Raw genomic sequence first — 16,911 nt, forward strand, 5'->3', positions numbered from 1 at the left:
CCGCCGTAAACGGCCAGTTGAGTTCTTCGCCTGTTATTTCGTTGCGGAGGACAGGTATCCGTAGACCATACCGGTCAACGCCACCCTCAATGTCGGTAATATCTTCAATGTATACGGTGACCGCAAGGCCCTCTGCGCCTTCAGTCACAATTGCCGAAGCCTGGTCACAAAGATGGCACTCAGAAGTCCCCAGAAGAACGTAGCTCAAGGTTGGTTTACCGAAGTTATAACAGGAATAAAAGTATAACGCCGCCAGAGGTGTAATCCTATCTGGCGACGTAGGAGCATGCTGTTAAGAGACGTTCAGAAGATCAGCGATCGAGCAGCTTGCCGAGACCTGCATTAAATTGGCGCAATGCGTCCATTCTTGAATCGTCTGGCACGAGTGCATCCAGCATTTTCTGCAATGTGTCCCGTGGTTCGGCAAGTGGCTTAGCGCGATCCAATGCTTCGGTATAGCTTTTAACGTAGTCAGAAATCATATTCTGCTGAGATTCGAGGCGCGGTGTCGGCAGCGATGGGCCTGACTCACCGTATGCACGGGAAACGCTTGAGAAGCTTCTCTGGCGCAATTCGAGGCTCATAGAAGCCAGTTCATTACCGTCAAAACCAAGCTGCATTGCCTCTTCGAGCGCCGCACCAAGGTCTCCGCCATAAAATGTTTCGCTCAGTTTGCCAACATCGTCAAACAGAGTTTGCAGTGCATTAAGCTCTCCTTCATCGAGATTCCCCTCTACCTGCATATCAAAACGGCTGGAAAACGCACTGGCCGTCAGACTCATCCCTGGCGTGGTCAGGCTGATCCCACCCTCTTTCTGACGGAAATTCACGGTGACTTTATCTCCATCGCGGGTGACAACTTCAAGTGAAAGGCTTTGTGATGTTCTCGTACCTGCCAGCGTGAACCCCGCAGGCGCAGAGCTTTGCGCCCTGTCAGATGAGTCATCGCGCTCTGGAATCTGAGGCGTCAGTAAATCGGGCTTCTCACCGGCCTCAATCTGCTTCAGTCCTTCTGCAATCAAAGCTTCGCCCTTATCGATATCTGTTGCGAGGGCTTCATCAAGCCGCCCGAGATCCTCAAGAATAGAGCGAGCCTCTCCATAACCTTTCTCAATGCCTTCTCGCGCCGCTTCGAGACGCTCAGCGATCCGCTCTTCCGACGCGCCCGCTGCCCGCAGGCCTTCAACACTTTGATAGACATGACGAAGAATATTGGTAGCTGTAACTTCAGGGCTTTGAGTGGAAACAGGCTGAGCTGACGTGGTGTTAGCGGCTTGCTCAGACTTGCCCCCCTGCGCCGGACGGTTTGAAGTATTTTGCGACTGAGCCGATTCCTGAGAGGATCGCTGCAGGTTGCCCAGGCTTTTGCCGTAGTTCTGAAAACCTGCGCTGGAGAATGATGAAAAAGACGGAATGTTCATAGCAAGCTCCGCAGTGACCGATGAGTGTGACTTCTATATCGGTCGGGAAGCTGTTTTCTTAAGCGAAAATAGCCCGTTCAGCAAATATTTACACTAAATTGGCGTGGGCTGTCCCGCATGGCGCGGATCAATCAGCTTCGACGGCTGTTGCGATACTCAACCGGTGTCTGATTCGTCCAGCGCTTAAACGCCCGATAAAAGGTACTGGGCTCAGAGAATCCCGTAAGGTAGACGATCTCATCAATACTCTCATCAGTACCGGACAGCAGTCGCTTGGCCAGATTGCATCGATAGTCAGCGAGCAATTGATTAAAGTTGGTACCCGCCTCGGTCAGACGGGTTCTCAGTGTGCGCGGTTTCATATCCAGACGCCCTGCCACGTCATCAAGATTGACCTGGCCTGTTTCCAGTACTTCACCAAAGACTTTGTACACCCTGGAAACAACATCCTGGCGTTCAAGCTTGGCAACATGCTCGCTGGCAAGCTTCTCGTGAAGTTGTAACAACTCTGGTTCAGCGTGCAATGACGGCAGATCCAGTAGACTGTCATCAAAGCGAATACGATTTTCACTGCAGCCGAAACGAACATCGCAATCAAAGATGCGATGATGCTCTGAGCAGTTCTCGGGTTCTGGATGTGTGAATTCAATCGCCGCCGGGCGGAATTGCTCATCCGTCACGTACTCAAAAAAGCGTACCAGACCTAACACCATGCATTCGTTCAAGTGACGCAGACCGGTTACTTTGTCGCTCGCCGACTCTACTTTCACCGATGCCTGATGACTGTCTATCTCAATACTCGCCTGAGAGGCATCGCTCAACAGACGTTGGTAACTCAATGCCCGCTTCAGCCCTTCGCCAAAGGTTGGACTCGACAAGAAGAGATACTGCAACACCTGCCCTTTGTAGACAGGCATATTTTCGCCGAGGTGAATACCAATATCAGGATCACCAGAGACCTCTTCCATAACACTCCAGAAGATAATCTGAGCGTCGTGGGGGGTACGAAGATTGCGATCCTGCAGGACCTCAGGTGTGACCCCAAGTCTCTGCCAGACCTCATCAGCATTAATCCCCATCTTCAGCATCGCATGATGCGCAAGTTGGATCATGATGCCGGAGTCACGCAATTCAGCCATTCCGCCAGACATAAGTGTTTGATATTCCAAAAAGAAGAGAGTGCGATTTTGCCAGATACTCGGCCGTCTGCAAGCCTTATTGACCGATCTGACGCAGAACCCGCGTGATTGCGCCAATGGTGATCCGCTCTGGCCGGCCTACTATCTGGCTTGATATGTGTCAAAAAAGAGTTTTTTCAGGACTTTATTTATGTATCACGCTACCCGTATTGAGTTAAAAAAGCTTCCGAGCGTTGCAAATCACACTGTGCGCTCTGCGTTTTCACGCAACACCAACATCCGCAACCCTGAGTTGCCAAATATGGATGCGGTCATTTACGGCCACGTCCCAAGCAAAAAAAACGTCAAAGATTACTCCAGTATCTGTGGCTTCGACACTAAGAGCGAGCTGCTGCCGATTACCTATCCGCACGTCGCTGCGTTCAAGTTGCACATGGAGCTGATGCTGCACCGTACCTTCCCACTGGGGATCATGGGGATGGTTCACGTCACCAATAAGATTACCCAGCACCGCGGTATCAAATTGGGCGAAGCGCTTGACGTACGTGCTTTCTTTGCTGGTTCAAACCGCACACATAAAGGTCTGGAGGTCAGCCTTCGCACCGAAATTCGTGTGGGTATGGAGCTTGTCTGGGAGGGTCTCAGCACGTATCTGGCACTGCTGCCAAGCAAAGGCGTCGAGAAGAAAGAAGTCGAGCAGGTTCTTCCAGAGAACCCTGAGTACACTGAAAGCGAAACCTGGACACTGCCGTCAAACCTCGGCCTGAAGTATGGTCCCGTTGCCGGTGACCCGAACCCTATTCACTGGGGTGTTATCGCAGCGAAAGCGTTCGGCTTCAAACGTCACCTTGCTCACGGTATGTGGACCAAAGGTCGCGCTGCAGCGAGCGTTCATAAGATGCTGGGCTCAGATGCCGCAGAAATCTACGTTGAGTTTAAACGTCCGATTTTCCTGCCAGCCAAAGTGGAGCTGCACTCAGGCAAAAAAGATCAGGAAATTAACTTCGAAGTAGCAGCTACCCGCAACGACGATGTTCACCTTGCAGGTTACATTAAAGCCTTGTAAACCGAACGACAGTTCAGCTACTTACTGATAAGTGCCCGGGCTCAGCCGGGTACTTACCTATCCCCTACAATCTCATCATCAGAACTCACAGGGTTTCCACCAGACAACCACTGCATCGCATCGTCGTAATGACTGAAAAGCCTGACGGGATAAGCTGGCGCATGGTACGACAGAAACATTGAGGTAAGGTGTTGCAGCATAAACGAATCACCGATCACAGCAACGGCCGTGGTAGAGGCTTGCACCAGGGGGTTTGATGCGTATATCTGAACTTCGAAATCAACAGTAAGAACATCTGAAGCAATGATAGCGACCATCTTGGGTGACATGCCGGCCCTGTGCACGCGCTGCTTGTAGAGAGTGCGCATTAATTCGCGACTCAAGTGACTGATGCCCGTCAGATCGTGCACCACAATATCATTTTCAACTCTTATTTCCGGCGCTGCCCCTGCGCCAGTGTCTCGAACTGTCATATTTCAATCAGTTATAAAAAAACAATTGATAACAACCTATCGCAAAAAAACGAGAATGAAAACCATCCAGATGCACTTTCTCATTATTAAATATCAACTTCGGAAGGCAATCTTCAAAACAGGTTAAATAATGCGCTCTGGGGACTGTAAGTTAATCACATCATTGTTATTATGCGGTCTACTGCCGACTACTGAAACCTGAATCAGTTTCCGTGGAAAGATGGCCCAACAATAACAAGAATGGATATACATCATGCGTATCTCTGCCACACTGACAGCGCTCACTCTGGCAATATCTGGTGTTACAGCCAGTGCTGCTGAATCAGAAAGCTATGGGGGATTTCTGGGGATGACAGGGTCTTACATCCAGACCAGTGACATCGACGAAACAGATTTCGCAGCCAAAATCGTTTTCGGCCCCAACATTACTGAAAATCTGTCTCTGGAATTCGGCCTGATGGACTTTGGTGAAATGTCCTACAAAGATCCGTCACCCATTCTGTTTGAAGACGACCCAACCATTGCGCCTCTTCTGAGTGGTGCAAGTCAGGGCGATGTAGATCGCAACAGTAACGATAACGGCGTGCCAGGCGAAACCATCTACACTGGCCCCGAAAGTTATCAGGCACGTAGTATCCTGGTGAATCTGCGCTATAACTTCGAGTACACCGAAACTCTCGACTTCTTTATTAAGGGCGGAGCCAGTGCCTGGATTGCCGACGTAGAGAAAACCCGTATTACTTACTACGGCGACGGTACTTATGGCGTTAAGGAAGACGCAGGTAAAAACGAGACATCCGGTGTCGAACTGATTACTGGTGCCGGTCTTCTGTGGAATCCCTGGGCAGGTCTGAATGTTCGCGCGGAGATTGAGTCCACCTCGCTCGACAGTTTTTATATTGAGCCCACCAGCTTCTTTCTATACAGCCTCGGCCTTCAGTACGAATTCTGACCAATAGATTGGCGTAACTTGTCTATGATATTCGATTACCCTTAGGGAACCAAGGGTTTCTGTTGGTGTCATATGGGCCGGTTTATACCTCTAAGCCAACAAAGTGCTACTCGAGGTAACAGGTGACAAATTTTGTCACCCGGTATACCATGCAATGGTTGTCTGCTGTGGGACCAGGAAAGTCCGGCTAAGCAGACGTTGAATAACAACAATCCCAATAATAGTTACCAGCGTATGAACATGGATAAAGGTTACGTCTCAGCAGCGTTAATCCGCCCGGTGATCGAGAACTCAGGTATCCGGTCGATTGATCAGCTGGCCGAGCAGGATGCTGATATACAGCGCGTCGTTAAACAGCTCAAAGATAATGACTGCCGGATTCCGGTAGAGGATGCAGATCACGTCATTGCAAAACTGATTCGTCAGTCAGGTAATGAAGCACTGTGCGTTCACCCCCCACATAAGTTCAATACTCAGAGCAGTTGTCAGTTACAGAATCTGTTTCTTTGCAGCAACACCCTGCGCGAAGCTCTCTACTACATGGAGAAATTTGCCCCGCTGTTAAGTGACTTACTCGAGATTAACGTGACACGAACTCGCGAAGGCACCATCAAAGTGAAGCTGCCTGTCGGCGAGTCTTCCTACATGTCTGATCAGCGTCACCGCTCCGAGCTTATGCTCAGCGTTTTACTGAACTGGATGCGTCAACTCTGCGGTAACCGCCTGAACCTGTTGGGTATCAACCTGCCTTACCCTGCGACTCAATATCAACAGGCCCAGGCACAGCTATGGAACGCTAAGCTGAATTACAATTCAGGAGAGTGCGCCATTCTGCTGTCTGCCGGTGCGTTGGATGAGGGCCTCCACAACACCAACCCGCATATCCTGAATATGATGAAGCGGGAAGTCGAAGAGCAGTATCGTAAACTGGCTCGCTCTGGTTCTCTGGCAGATCGCATCCGCAAAGCCCTATTACAGGAAAAAGTCCGCCTGAATGCTAATCAGCAGGAAGTGGCTGGCTATTTTCATATCAGTGCTCGCACCCTGAATCGACACCTGCACCGTGAAGATACGTCACTGAAGCAGATCGTCACTCAGGTTCGTCTTGAAATGGCGAAGAAGATGCTGACCGACTCAGAAGATCCTATTGAACAGATCGCTCTGAATATTGGTCTTTCAGGACGCAGAACTCTGGACCGGATATTCATCAAAGAAATGAATATGTCACCCGCCCAGTTCCGTCAGAGATTTCGCCAGAAGGTCGCACTGGTTCACTAAGCTTGCCTTACTGAAACCGGACCTGAGAATTACTCAATCGACTTTGTGTTATATCGCCTGATCACCATCGTGATCAGGCGATGCCGCATAACCGGATACGCGTCAGTGCAAGTACCGAAAGTACATCGGTAATGCGACCATCCTGGGCCATCTGAAACGCCTCTTCAAACGGCAGGCGACGTAATGTCAACACTTCTGTCTCCTCAGTCTCACTTGGCCCTTCAGTGAGACCCTGCGCAACAAAGAGCAGCCCCTCCTCATCGGTTATGCAGTTACTCAGATGTACACGCCCTATGGGTATGAGCGACTCTGCAATCAGCCCGCTTTCCTCACGCAACTCTCTGAGCGCGCAGTCTTCGGGGGATTCCCCCTTGGGTGCGCCGCCCATGGGAATCTCCCAGTGATATTCCTGCAGCGGAAAACGATACTGCCCCACCAGCCAGGTGTCGCCGTTGTCGGCGATAGGAACAACGCCTACGGCTCTGTTCTTAAAGCTCACTGTTCCGTATATCCCCGGATTACCAGCGGGATTCAGAACGTCATGATGCTCCACCTTAATCCAGGGGTTTTCATAAGTCGTTGTAACAGACTTAGTTTTCCAGGGATTTTCTTCGCTCATAGTGTTTCCAACTCTGTGATAGCGCTATCCAGATAAGGCCTGCAATGACACCCAACAAATGCGATCTGGCCTCTGTACGGCCACCGACCATTTCTGCATTTGCCATGTCGTCGTAAAAACCCGACTGCTCCCAGAGCACCTTAACGACGATAACAAGCACAACGGTGATACGGACTTTCAGGGAATAGTATGGGGATGGAGCAATCGCGATCAGCATCGCACCATGAAGGGCACCGGAGAGACCGACGTAGTAATAAAGATCATCGGCGAACAGATACAGGCCAAGCCCCGTCGCGAAACAGAGCCATCCCCACGCCAGAATTTGCATGCGCAAGGGTGTTGCGGGCGAGGCAACATACGCTGCCAGAGCAAGCGCCGCCAGGTTAAGCAGGAGGTGACCAGAAGAAAGGTGAACGAAGTGGGCAGTGAGTAATCGCCACCAATCGCCGCCCTCTACGGCTGTACGGTCAAAGCGCAAAAGCTCAGTGGCCGCTTCACCAGCACCGAAAACGACAGCGGATAAAAGGCCAATACCAACCCATACCGACCATGCGAGGAAATGTTGCACACCAATGCCTCTGAAAAAGAGGCAGTGTATCACCTAAGCGGTCGTCTTCTCAGCAATCCGAGGCTAAGTACAAGACACAGCAAGCCCATAGAGCCTCCTCCGCCAGATGACGAGGAAGAGGATGAGCTGGCAGTCGCTGGCGCACGTTCAATCGGTTGGTCACTGCTGCTGACAAGAAGCTTCACACTCAGATCAAAGCTTGCATCACCAAATGCGTAGTCCAGTCTCTCTTTCACTTTTGTCTGCCCGCTCGGGGGCCCCTGAATGTCGACCAGAAACGGAGCGTGCTGACCCGAAGGCTCGCTGATAATCTGAAGGTAGATGGTATCCACGGGGATTTCTGGCGGGGCATCAAATAGCAGGCGGTTCCAGCCCTCCTGAACACTGCTCTTCTTCTCAACCAGACGCCCTTCACCCGAGTACCGTGAGGCGCTGGTATATAAGCCGAATTCCACCGTACCCGAACCGTGAGCATAGAAATCAATGCCATCAATACTCAGAACATCACTACTGACTGGTACAGTAACCAGTGCGTAACCATCACCACCGTAGGCTCCCCAGGTTGCATTCGCGGGAAGCTCGTCATAGCCAATGGCAAAGCCTTTGGGTTTAATACTCGACTGCACATTCAGCTGAGCGCGGTCACCGGATGCAACGGCCGTCAAAGTCACCCTGCCATCAGCCAGAGTTACAGAAGAGGCGCTTTCTATCATGATGCCGCTACTGTCGGTCACTATATTCGAGCCGGTATGCGTGGTTTCGGCGGTCACCAGACGTTGGGAGTGTCGCGCAGTCAGGCTGGACAATGACCCGAACCCTCGCCAATCATCTATCTCTGTAATCATCAAACCTGGTGAAGGCAAGCCACTGTCAAAGCCCTGACGAGTTCGGTTCTCGACCATCAGGCGCTTGCCATGACGATACTCATCAAGATCAATACGCAGCACTTCACCACCGTCACTGGCTGAATTGAGGAAAATCCCCCCCGTATCCGACACACTGTCAGTAAACCCCAGAAACTCTCGTGACCAACCTATCAGGTGCGCCGGCTTATCTCCTGCTTTGCCACCGCCAGAGTTCCAGATACCGAAGCTCATCAATCCCCAGCGACCGATCGATTCACCCAGCCCGATACTCTCGTAGAGATCTGGCAAGTCAAACAGGAGATGACCAAGCTCATGGGCCATCAGACCGATGGTCGCCATGTGTTGCTCGTGTTGCTCACCAAACATGGTGTACTCAGAAATCCAGACCCCAGCGGTATTGACCGCAGGTACAGAAGACTTATGAGCCCAGACACGAGGATGAGTTGTAGCAGAGCTGGCGTACGCTTGCTCAAAACCCGCTGCAAGAACGATCACCCCGAGTTCAGAAGGATCGAGCCAGGAATCACCATTGCGATCATAAGAACTGAGGTTAATCTTGCCATTCAATGCCTGAAGCGCGGATGTCACCAGGTTACGGCTCTGTGTACCATAAGAGGAACCGAAGTCAGGATGCGCGCTGCTAAGCGTTGTGCGAATAATGCCATCGCCACTGGTGCCGTCGGACTCACTGGCAGGCACAATGCGGAATTGTTGACCTGACCCCTCATAAAAATAGGAAGAGACACTCCCAGAAGCGCCAAAAATTCGTGAGGAGATCTCAGCATCACTGTACTCGAACCCTTGATCAGAAAAAGCAACACGGACGACCACCAGAGGTTGTTCAAAGGCGCCACCCTGATAGCGGTACGGAGTACGAGCCGGCGGATTGGCCTGGGCGCTTACGGTACTGCTCGCCTGACGAGACTCTTTTTCTTCAGACTCTTCATACGATGCTGACCGGCCAAATTCTTCACCGGTACTGGTGGCATAGCGCTTATCCTGCAGACGAGCCAGATAATAAATACCCTGCTGCTCGACCAGGTAGCGGCCGTCTTCGAGCATCAGATACGGTGCCGAACGCGAGCCCAACAACATGACCCTGTGGCTGTCGCCGTTCAGCATATGAAGGTCTGCCCACTCCAGCGCTGGCGGGGTCTGAGCATGCCCCACCTGCCACCCGGTCAGCAGCAGGAAGAGAATTGTGAGTCGGATCATCTGGTGGGCCCGGTGAAAACGTCTTCGCTGTAACTCTAGACGCGTCAGGCCACTTTTTCAGGTGCTTGTAACAGTTTCACACAAATGCAGTACCAGACCACAACACTTAGTCCGTTGTGTTATCTGAACAAATGATCACTTATTATAGAGGTGCTTTGGGTGACTGGCAGCTGCCCAGTTTTCCCAGACGTTTTTCAAGATAGTTGATAATGGCTTCAGGGCTGTAGATCCAGCGGTCGCCACTGCGGGTGCAGATTCTCAGACAGGGAACACGGCTTTCACCGCCGCCTTTCACCAGTTCGTTTCGGTAAGCATCCGCACGCTCAACCTCTTTCGTCACTGGGTGCAGGCCGGCTCGCTCAACATACCGTTTCACGGATATCGATGATGGACACTGTCTCGAGTAATAAAGATGCATTCGGCGGGATTCGCGATTCAGCAGAGTCTGCTCTTCTGCTGGTCGCTCAATCGGCTTAACCGGAAGGAATCGGTCTACCAGACCGAGAGTTTTGCCTTTGATATGTCTCGTCAGATTCATAACTGCGTCATGGGACCTATGGTCTGATTCTGAAAAAACAGGGCTCTGCTGGCCAACCCTGTGGCGATTAGCTTTTTTGCTTACCGACTGCGGGCATTCTATGCATGGGCGTAAGGATTACTACCCCCTGAAGAAAATTTTTATGCGATTTCGGTCAATTATCAGCCGAAGGTCGAATGATTAACTAAAACCACACCCAGCATCATGGCCAACATGGTGACCACAAGAAGCCAGCGCGATCGCTGGCAGAACTTGCATGGTTTCTTTTTTGTCATCACTCAATCACTTTTACGCGGTCAAAGGACGGCAGGCTCGTCCAGGACTCCCAGTGCATCCAGACAGCCACAGCCTTTCCGACAATATTTTTCTCTGGCACGAAGCCCCACATGCGGCTGTCTCCGCTATTTCCGCGGTTGTCACCCATCATAAAGTAATGACCATCAGGAACCGTCCACTCCCCCTCCGGGCCACCCCAGAGCGCTGCCTGACCGGTAGTACGATCGCGCCCTGGTAACCATTTCACAACCGGAGTGGCGTTATCCATAGTTTCTTCACCCAACACCATAGTCGGCGCGTAGGCAGGCTTGCCGCCTAACACCTCGGTTGGCACCGCTTCCCCGTTGATCGTCAGGCGCAGATCTTTGTAAACGATATGATCACCGGGTAAACCGATAACACGCTTAATAAAGTAACGAGAGTCTTCCGGCGGGAAGAACACCATCACATCACCACGCTGAGGCTGGTCTACTGGAATAATAGTCGATCCGTTGCCCGGCACACGCAGACCATAGCTGAATTTACTGACCAGAATAAAATCACCGACCTGAAGACCAGGTTCCATTGAACCAGAGGGAATCTGGAAAGGCTCAAAAGCAAACGAGCGCAGAACAAACACCAGTGCAAGTACAGGAAAGAACTGCCTGGACTGATCAATCAGGAAAGGCTCTTTTGTCGCTTCCAGGATATTTTCCTGAGGCGCACCGCTCTGCTCGAGTGCTTCGATGCGCTCCTGACGTTTGCGGCGAAGAAAAAGTCGGTCGACCAATACAATGAGACCCGTCAGGCCCGTGGCCACCATAAGAATCAGGGGTAAATCAAGTTCCATAAAAGTGTCATATTCCTGCTGCAGGCTTACGCTAGACTAGGGAAAAGCCAGTATGACACTGCAGAGGATGCAGGTTTGCTGGCACTTCTGTCCGCTGTTAGGTCTGGCATTCTAACTGGCGGTGTTATTGATAGCCACCCGAATAAGGCCTGGAGCAGTCCAGCGCCAGGTAACCGCACTGATGACCCGAATACGTACCCGCGATGGTATAGAGCTGGCTTACGAATCCATGGGAGCAGAAGATGCTCCTCCCGTCATTCTGATCATGGGGCTGGGGGCTCAGATGCATGTCTGGCCTACCTCTCTTTGCCAGCGCCTTGTTGATGCAGGGTTTCGTGTCATCCGGTTTGATAATCGTGATACGGGCGCGTCAACCTCGCTTGATGAGCATGGCAATCCAAGCCTGATCAGAGTGTGGCTGGGCCGCCGCCTTAAGCGTAAACCCCGTGTACCTTATACCCTCAAAGACATGTCCCGTGATGTCATCGCCCTGATGGATGCGCTTGGTTTACCCAGCGCTCATCTCGTTGGCGCCTCAATGGGCGGCATGATTGCGCAGATTCTGGCAGCAAAGAAGCGCAAACGGGTCCGCAGCCTGACCTCAATCATGTCTTCTGCTTCGGCGCCTAAAGTACCCGTCAGTCAGCTCCAGGTCATGCTTAAACTTGCCCGCCGCCCGGTGCAACGCAACCGCGACGAACACTTCCGCTACATTGCCCGAATGAGTGAAGTCATCGGCAGCCCTGGCTATCCGATGTCAGAGGCAGAGATACAACGTCTGGCAGAAACCAGCTGGGAACGCACCTCAAGTCCTCTCGGCTTCAAGCGCCAGCTTGTCGCAATCACTCATGCGGGTGACCGCCGGCGTTTATTGCAAAAAATCAAAGCACGTACCCTGGTCATTCATGGCGCCGAAGATCCGCTGATTCCGGTCACTATGGGCATCGAGACCGCCTCATTGATCCCCAAAGCAAAATTACGGGTCGTCACAGGCATGGGACACGATTTTCCGGAATCACTGGTGCCGAGACTTAGCCGTTTGCTGATCAAGCACGTAAACCGCGCCGACACTGAATGGCAACAAAAGCTGAAAAAGAAAAAGCGTGCCGAAGTTCCGACCAAAACGGCCGCGAACGAAGACAGCAGTGACCCGATGGATTGGCTCGAGCCACTGGACAGTCCCGATCAGTCCGGCTGATAGCCACTAAACTGGCGTGCCATCTCGGCGGCGTAGTTATCAGTCATTCCGGAGATGTAGTCGAGTGCACGCATGTAGGCGTCATATAAGGTCCAGTCTGCACCTGGCGCCGAGCGTCCCATCAATTCGATAATGCGACGATTACGAAAAGTCGCCTTACCTGTCTGGACATTCTCGCGCACGGCGCCCAGAAAATTCTCCAACAGCACCGACAAGGTGGCATACGATCCGACTTCGATCGCTAACTTACGGCTGTCGTTGAAAATTCTCTCCCGCGCCATCTGCTTGGCACCATTAACGAGGTTGCGCACTTCCTCCGGACAATAGTCAATGATGCTGCCCTGAAGAGTACCACTGAGCAGAGAATCCTGTTGACGGATAAAGGCACTGGCCACGGCATTGACCATCGCCTCCATCGCCTGCCCTCGCAGCATTTGCAGGCGGCGACGAGGGTTATCTGCTTTTTCGAGGTCATCCAGAATCACCTCCCACTGCTCACTCAACAGTGGCTGAATAAGATTCTCAACTTCTTCGTAACGCAGCAAACCCAGCTCAATACCGTCCTCAAGGTCAATCAGGCCGTAGCAGATGTCGTCGGCTGCTTCGAGCAGATACACTAACGGGTGACGACACCAGGCATTCTTACCAGTCGGCAACAATCCCAGACTGGAAGCGACCTCTTTCAGTACCGGCAACTCCGTATTGAAGCAGCCAAACTTCTTTTCTTCGCCACGCACAACGTAGTCGACCGTCCATGGATACTTGAGGAAGGCGCCGAGCGTCCCGTAAGTCAGGCGCATTCCCCCCTCAAACCTGTGATATTCAACCTGAGTGACGATACGAAAGCCCTGAGCGTTGCCTTCATAAGTCTGCAGGTCAGCCGCTTCATCAATGCTGAGGCCATCCAGAAAATGTGCGTTTCGAGGGTCTACGAAAAAATGACGGATGGCATCTTCGCCGGTATGACCGTACGGAGGGTTACCGATGTCATGCGCGAGGCAGGCGGCCTGAACCATTGCGCCAACATCACTGGCGTCAACGTGTCCGGGCAATTGCTTTCCCAGCATCTGACCGACGCGAATCCCGAGGGAGCGACCGACACAACCGACTTCAAGGCTGTGGGTCAGGCGGGTATGTACATGATCGTTTTCACTCAGTGGGTGTACCTGAGTCTTTCTGTCGAGGCGGCGGAATGCTGAGGAAAAGATAATGCGATCATAGTCTTTATGGAATGGCGTCCGACCACTTTCTAGCGCAAGACTGCCCTGATGCTCACCAAAGCGAATCGGTGAAAACAGACGCTCCCAGCTCATTCTCTGGTTTGATTGCGATTTTTCCTGAGATTCCATAAATAACTTCACTGAAATTAATTGTGCTCAGGAGTATAACGTCACTCAACGCTTGCGTGCAGGCATATGTCTCTTAATCACCTTGATCACACACTGATCAGCGTTATGCTCAGGGTCAGATCTTTTCTTCTTTAAGCAGGCACCATGCTGAATCGTTATTTTGAGCTGATACTTCGCAACCCTTTGATCACTCTGTTTTCTGTACTCCTGGTGCTTCTGGCGACAGGCAGTGGCGTGAAAGAGTTGTCCTTTACCAGCGACTTCCGCGCCTATTTCAGTGAAAAGAACCCGGAATTACGCGCTTTCGAAGCCATGGAAAAACGCTTCTCCCGACAAGACAACCTGTATTTTCTGGTGTCCTCCGTCGATCAGACCCTGTTTTCTGAAGAAGGTCTGAGACTGGTTGAACGCCTGACAGAAGAAGCATGGACACTGCCTCACGTGCAACGCGTCGATTCTCTGCAAAATTTTCAGAATACCGATGTCGATGGCGACGAACTGATTATCGACAACTTCTATCGCATCGACGAACTCCCCGACGATTTAACCGAGTTGCAGAAAAAAGCCATCGAGCATTCTGATCTGGTGTTAAAAACGATCAGCGAAGACGGCGAAGTTACCGGCATAAACCTCACTCTGTATTTACCCGATGGGCAATCATCGCAAGCATCCCTTGAGGCTGTCGATGCAGCAAGAGTGCTTCTCGAATCTATTCGCCCGGACTACCCGGACTTTCTGATAGAACTGGGCGGGTCGGCGACATCGAATGTCACCATGGGCGAAGCTATTGCTCAGGATATAAGTTCGCTTCTGGTTATTTCTTTTGCCGTCATGCTGGTCATTATGCTGGTCATGCTCCGCACACTTTCAGGGGTAATTCTGGTCACGGCTCTGATAGGAATGTCGGTATTGATTACCATGGGGCTGTTTGGCTGGGCAGGTTACACCCTCACCCCGCCAACTGGCTTTGTGCCTACTGCAGTGATGACCATCGCTGTTGCCGATACCATCCATATTCTGGTGTCGTATTATTTTCACCTACGCGAGGGAGAGGAAAAACGCGAGGCACTGCTCAACAGTTTACGCATTAACTTTGCCCCGGTTTTTATAACCAGCATTACCACGATGATTGGCGTACTGGCACTTAATACAAGCGACTCACCGCCATATCGTGATATGGGCAACATGATTGCTGTTGGAGTTATGGTGGCCTGGGCGCTGACGATCACCTTCTTACCTACCGCACTAACAATTCTGCCTGCACCCGACCGCTTTAAAGCAAAGGGGCAACACCGCTGGATGGATACATTTGCAGATGGCGTCATACGACATCACAAACTTCTCTTCATCGTAATGCTGGCTATTGTCGCCGGCTGCGCCACCATGGCCAATCGCAATATTATTACTGAGCGCTGGCACGAATTTTTTGACGAGTCCTTCGAGGTCAGACGCACCGTCGATAATATCGACACATCATTAAAAGGCCTTCACGCACTTTATTTTGTCGCCGACTCTCGCCAAAGCGACGGTATTAATCAGGTCGATTTTTTACATCAACTGGATGCGTTTGATCAGTGGCTGGAGAAACAACCCGGCGTCGTCCATGTCAGTTCATTAAGTGACACCATAAAGCGCCTGAATAAAAACCTGCACCAGAACGACGATGCCTGGTATCAGATACCCGAATCATCAGAGGCAGCAGCACAGTATCTATTGCTATACGAGCTGTCATTGCCGATGGGGCTGGGACTGGAAACAACCATGACCAGTGACCGTAGCGCGACCCGCTTAAGCGCTACACTGGAGCGAACTGACTCAGCAACGATCCGCGACATGGAACAAGCCGCCGTTCTCTGGGCACAAGAAAACGCACCTCTATTAAATATTACGGAAACGACAGGCCTCGATGTGGTTTTTGCCAACCTGACCCACCGCAATGTGTCTTCGATGCTTGAAGGAACTGCACTGGCCCTGGTCATTATTTCACTGCTTATGATTGGCGCTTTACGCTCCCTGCGCCTTGGCCTCATCAGTATGGTCCCGAATGTGTTTCCCGCTTTAATGGCTTATGGACTGTGGGGGATTATTGTCGGTCACGTCGATACGGCAACCTCGGTGGTCGCCTGCCTGTCACTCGGAATCGTGGTCGATGATACGGTACACTTTCTCAGTAAATACAATCACGCACGTGTTGTGCTCGGCAGAAATGTCGAAGACGCCATACGTTACGCCTTCCACACCGTCGGCATCGCCCTGCTGATCACATCAGCGATTCTTGTCGGTGGTTTTACCGTCATGGAATTCTCGCATTTCAACCCGAGCCGGGCGATGGGCCTGCTCTTGGCCCTCACCATTGCCGTTGCATTGATTATCGACTTTCTGCTGTTGCCGCCACTGCTACTCCTGGTGGACCGGCGCCAGCAATCCACTCTCGATGATGCCGTCAAAGATAAACTGAACGGCCAGAGCGCACAGTAATACCCCCATTACCCGCATAATCACATGCATTCCGGTTACCCCCAGCAAGCGGGTAATCGGAGTTGCAGCAAACAGACAGATCAACGTCAGAATCATAATGGCCAGAATGCACACAACCACGGTGGCTTGCTGATAAATATCGCTGGCGTGGGCCATCATCAGCATAACGGCCCCCATACTTCCGGGCCCGGCAATCAGAGGCAATGCCATGGGGAACACAGAAACATCCTGACGCTCCTGTGTTTCTTCGTCCTCAAGTTCGGTTGTACTGCTGGCCCCCGAAGTCCTCGCAAACACCATTTCGATGCCAATCAACAGCAAAATAATGCCACCGGCAGTACGTAATGAGGCCATCGAAATTCCCAGAACGGACAACAAGGCCTCACCCAGGATGGCGAAAATGAGTAAGACTATAGTCGCAACCACAACAGACCGGATCGCCGTTTTCTTACGTTTCTGATCCGAATATTCAGATGTTAACGCCGCAAAAATAGCGGAAATATCAATCGGACTGACCGTCGCAAACAGCGTGGCCAGTGTGATTGCAGCGATTTCTAGCACAACTCAACCTTGTTTTATCCTGTTCAACTTTGACTCTAGCACTCCCCCAAAGTCGACTCCAGTGAATGCCCGTAATCCGGGCGTT

General features: G+C 51.6%; 16 protein-coding genes. 5 read left to right on the forward strand and 11 right to left on the reverse strand.

The annotated features are described in order from the left end of the window. The 3 genes from B2R29_RS04570 to B2R29_RS04580 form a co-directional block, all read right to left on the reverse strand. Positions 1 to 208 (reverse strand): glutaredoxin family protein (locus tag B2R29_RS04570; protein ID WP_301179986.1); only part of this gene is annotated, 208 nt, incomplete at its 3' end. 103 nt (positions 209 to 311) lie between these two features. Next, positions 312 to 1,421: a DUF5610 domain-containing protein gene (locus tag B2R29_RS04575; RefSeq protein WP_301179987.1), complete on the reverse strand. Its 1,110-nt coding sequence runs from the start codon at positions 1,419 to 1,421 to the stop codon at positions 312 to 314. A gap of 131 nt (positions 1,422 to 1,552) precedes the next feature. Further along, complete coding sequence (locus B2R29_RS04580) at positions 1,553 to 2,572, reverse strand: AraC family transcriptional regulator (protein ID WP_301179988.1); 1,020 nt, start codon at positions 2,570 to 2,572, stop codon at positions 1,553 to 1,555. A 178-nt stretch (positions 2,573 to 2,750) separates the two neighbouring features. Here B2R29_RS04580 and B2R29_RS04585 point away from each other — a divergent pair, with 178 nt between their 5' ends. Further along, positions 2,751 to 3,626 carry a MaoC family dehydratase gene (locus B2R29_RS04585; protein ID WP_301179989.1) on the forward strand — a complete coding sequence of 292 codons (876 nt, stop codon included), beginning with the start codon at positions 2,751 to 2,753 and terminating at the stop codon, positions 3,624 to 3,626. A 53-nt stretch (positions 3,627 to 3,679) separates the two neighbouring features. Here B2R29_RS04585 and B2R29_RS04590 read toward each other — a convergent pair whose 3' ends face one another. After that, complete coding sequence (locus B2R29_RS04590) at positions 3,680 to 4,099, reverse strand: STAS/SEC14 domain-containing protein (protein WP_301179990.1); 420 nt, start codon at positions 4,097 to 4,099, stop codon at positions 3,680 to 3,682. Between the two features lie 253 nt (positions 4,100 to 4,352). Between B2R29_RS04590 and B2R29_RS04595 the strand changes: the two genes are divergently transcribed. Next, the gene (locus B2R29_RS04595; RefSeq protein ID WP_301179991.1) at positions 4,353 to 5,051 is read left to right on the forward strand and encodes a hypothetical protein; all 699 of its coding nucleotides are present in this window, start codon (positions 4,353 to 4,355) and stop codon (positions 5,049 to 5,051) included. Between the two features lie 132 nt (positions 5,052 to 5,183). After that, positions 5,184 to 6,329, forward strand: coding sequence for an AraC family transcriptional regulator (locus B2R29_RS04600; RefSeq protein WP_301179992.1), 1,146 nt, complete (start codon positions 5,184 to 5,186; stop codon positions 6,327 to 6,329). A gap of 73 nt (positions 6,330 to 6,402) precedes the next feature. Here the strand turns inward: B2R29_RS04600 and B2R29_RS04605 are convergent, their stop codons facing one another. The 5 genes from B2R29_RS04605 to lepB form a co-directional block, all read right to left on the reverse strand. Continuing rightward, positions 6,403 to 6,948, reverse strand: a complete 546-nt coding sequence (locus B2R29_RS04605) for an NUDIX domain-containing protein (protein WP_301179993.1) — start codon at positions 6,946 to 6,948, stop codon at positions 6,403 to 6,405. Then, positions 6,920 to 7,516 carry a rhombosortase gene (gene rrtA, locus B2R29_RS04610; protein WP_301179994.1) on the reverse strand — a complete coding sequence of 199 codons (597 nt, stop codon included), beginning with the start codon at positions 7,514 to 7,516 and terminating at the stop codon, positions 6,920 to 6,922. Before rrtA ends, B2R29_RS04605 begins: the two co-directional genes overlap by 29 nt. 29 nt (positions 7,517 to 7,545) lie before the next feature. After that, entirely contained in the window at positions 7,546 to 9,597 is a 2,052-nt protein-coding gene (locus B2R29_RS04615; protein ID WP_301179995.1) for a M6 family metalloprotease domain-containing protein, read from the reverse strand. A gap of 142 nt (positions 9,598 to 9,739) precedes the next feature. Further along, entirely contained in the window at positions 9,740 to 10,135 is a 396-nt protein-coding gene (locus B2R29_RS04620) for a glutaredoxin family protein (RefSeq protein WP_299084393.1), read from the reverse strand. Positions 10,136 to 10,409: 274 nt separating this feature from the next. After that, on the reverse strand, positions 10,410 to 11,240 hold the full coding sequence (lepB, locus tag B2R29_RS04625; protein ID WP_301179996.1) for a signal peptidase I: 831 nt from the start codon (positions 11,238 to 11,240) through the stop codon (positions 10,410 to 10,412). Positions 11,241 to 11,421: 181 nt separating this feature from the next. On the opposite strand from lepB, the gene B2R29_RS04630 reads away from it, so the two are divergent. Next, on the forward strand, positions 11,422 to 12,438 hold the full coding sequence (locus B2R29_RS04630) for an alpha/beta fold hydrolase (RefSeq protein WP_301179997.1): 1,017 nt from the start codon (positions 11,422 to 11,424) through the stop codon (positions 12,436 to 12,438). Here B2R29_RS04630 and B2R29_RS04635 read toward each other — a convergent pair. Further along, positions 12,426 to 13,787: a deoxyguanosinetriphosphate triphosphohydrolase gene (locus tag B2R29_RS04635; RefSeq protein ID WP_301179998.1), complete on the reverse strand. Its 1,362-nt coding sequence runs from the start codon at positions 13,785 to 13,787 to the stop codon at positions 12,426 to 12,428. The two genes, B2R29_RS04630 and B2R29_RS04635, sit on opposite strands and share 13 nt — an antisense overlap. 144 nt (positions 13,788 to 13,931) lie before the next feature. On the opposite strand from B2R29_RS04635, the gene B2R29_RS04640 reads away from it, so the two are divergent. After that, positions 13,932 to 16,265 (forward strand): efflux RND transporter permease subunit, encoded by a 2,334-nt coding sequence (locus B2R29_RS04640; RefSeq protein WP_301179999.1) that lies wholly within the window; start codon positions 13,932 to 13,934, stop codon positions 16,263 to 16,265. Here the strand turns inward: B2R29_RS04640 and B2R29_RS04645 are convergent. Next, positions 16,185 to 16,826 (reverse strand): MarC family protein, encoded by a 642-nt coding sequence (locus tag B2R29_RS04645; RefSeq protein ID WP_068435166.1) that lies wholly within the window; start codon positions 16,824 to 16,826, stop codon positions 16,185 to 16,187. The genes B2R29_RS04640 and B2R29_RS04645 overlap by 81 nt on opposite strands. Positions 16,827 to 16,911: the final 85 nt, after the last annotated feature.

This window comes from Thalassolituus sp. UBA3500, from assembly GCF_002377545.1.
GTDB lineage: Bacteria > Pseudomonadota > Gammaproteobacteria > Pseudomonadales > Oceanobacteraceae > Thalassolituus.

Bases quoted from the DNA above. Each gene is read 5' to 3' on its own strand.
- B2R29_RS04575 (WP_301179987.1), bottom strand. From the start codon at position 1,421: ATGAACATTCCGTCTTTTTCATCATTCTCCAGCGCAGGTTTTCAGAAC.
- B2R29_RS04580 (WP_301179988.1), bottom strand. From the start codon at position 2,572: ATGTCTGGCGGAATGGCTGAATTGCGTGACTCCGGCATCATGATCCAA.
- B2R29_RS04585 (WP_301179989.1), top strand. From the start codon at position 2,751: ATGTATCACGCTACCCGTATTGAGTTAAAAAAGCTTCCGAGCGTTGCA.
- B2R29_RS04590 (WP_301179990.1), bottom strand. From the start codon at position 4,099: ATGACAGTTCGAGACACTGGCGCAGGGGCAGCGCCGGAAATAAGAGTT.
- B2R29_RS04595 (WP_301179991.1), top strand. From the start codon at position 4,353: ATGCGTATCTCTGCCACACTGACAGCGCTCACTCTGGCAATATCTGGT.
- B2R29_RS04605 (WP_301179993.1), bottom strand. From the start codon at position 6,948: ATGAGCGAAGAAAATCCCTGGAAAACTAAGTCTGTTACAACGACTTAT.
- B2R29_RS04615 (WP_301179995.1), bottom strand. From the start codon at position 9,597: ATGATCCGACTCACAATTCTCTTCCTGCTGCTGACCGGGTGGCAGGTG.
- B2R29_RS04620 (WP_299084393.1), bottom strand. From the start codon at position 10,135: ATGAATCTGACGAGACATATCAAAGGCAAAACTCTCGGTCTGGTAGAC.
- lepB (WP_301179996.1), bottom strand. From the start codon at position 11,240: ATGGAACTTGATTTACCCCTGATTCTTATGGTGGCCACGGGCCTGACG.
- B2R29_RS04630 (WP_301179997.1), top strand. From the start codon at position 11,422: ATGACCCGAATACGTACCCGCGATGGTATAGAGCTGGCTTACGAATCC.
- B2R29_RS04635 (WP_301179998.1), bottom strand. From the start codon at position 13,787: ATGGAATCTCAGGAAAAATCGCAATCAAACCAGAGAATGAGCTGGGAG.
- B2R29_RS04640 (WP_301179999.1), top strand. From the start codon at position 13,932: ATGCTGAATCGTTATTTTGAGCTGATACTTCGCAACCCTTTGATCACT.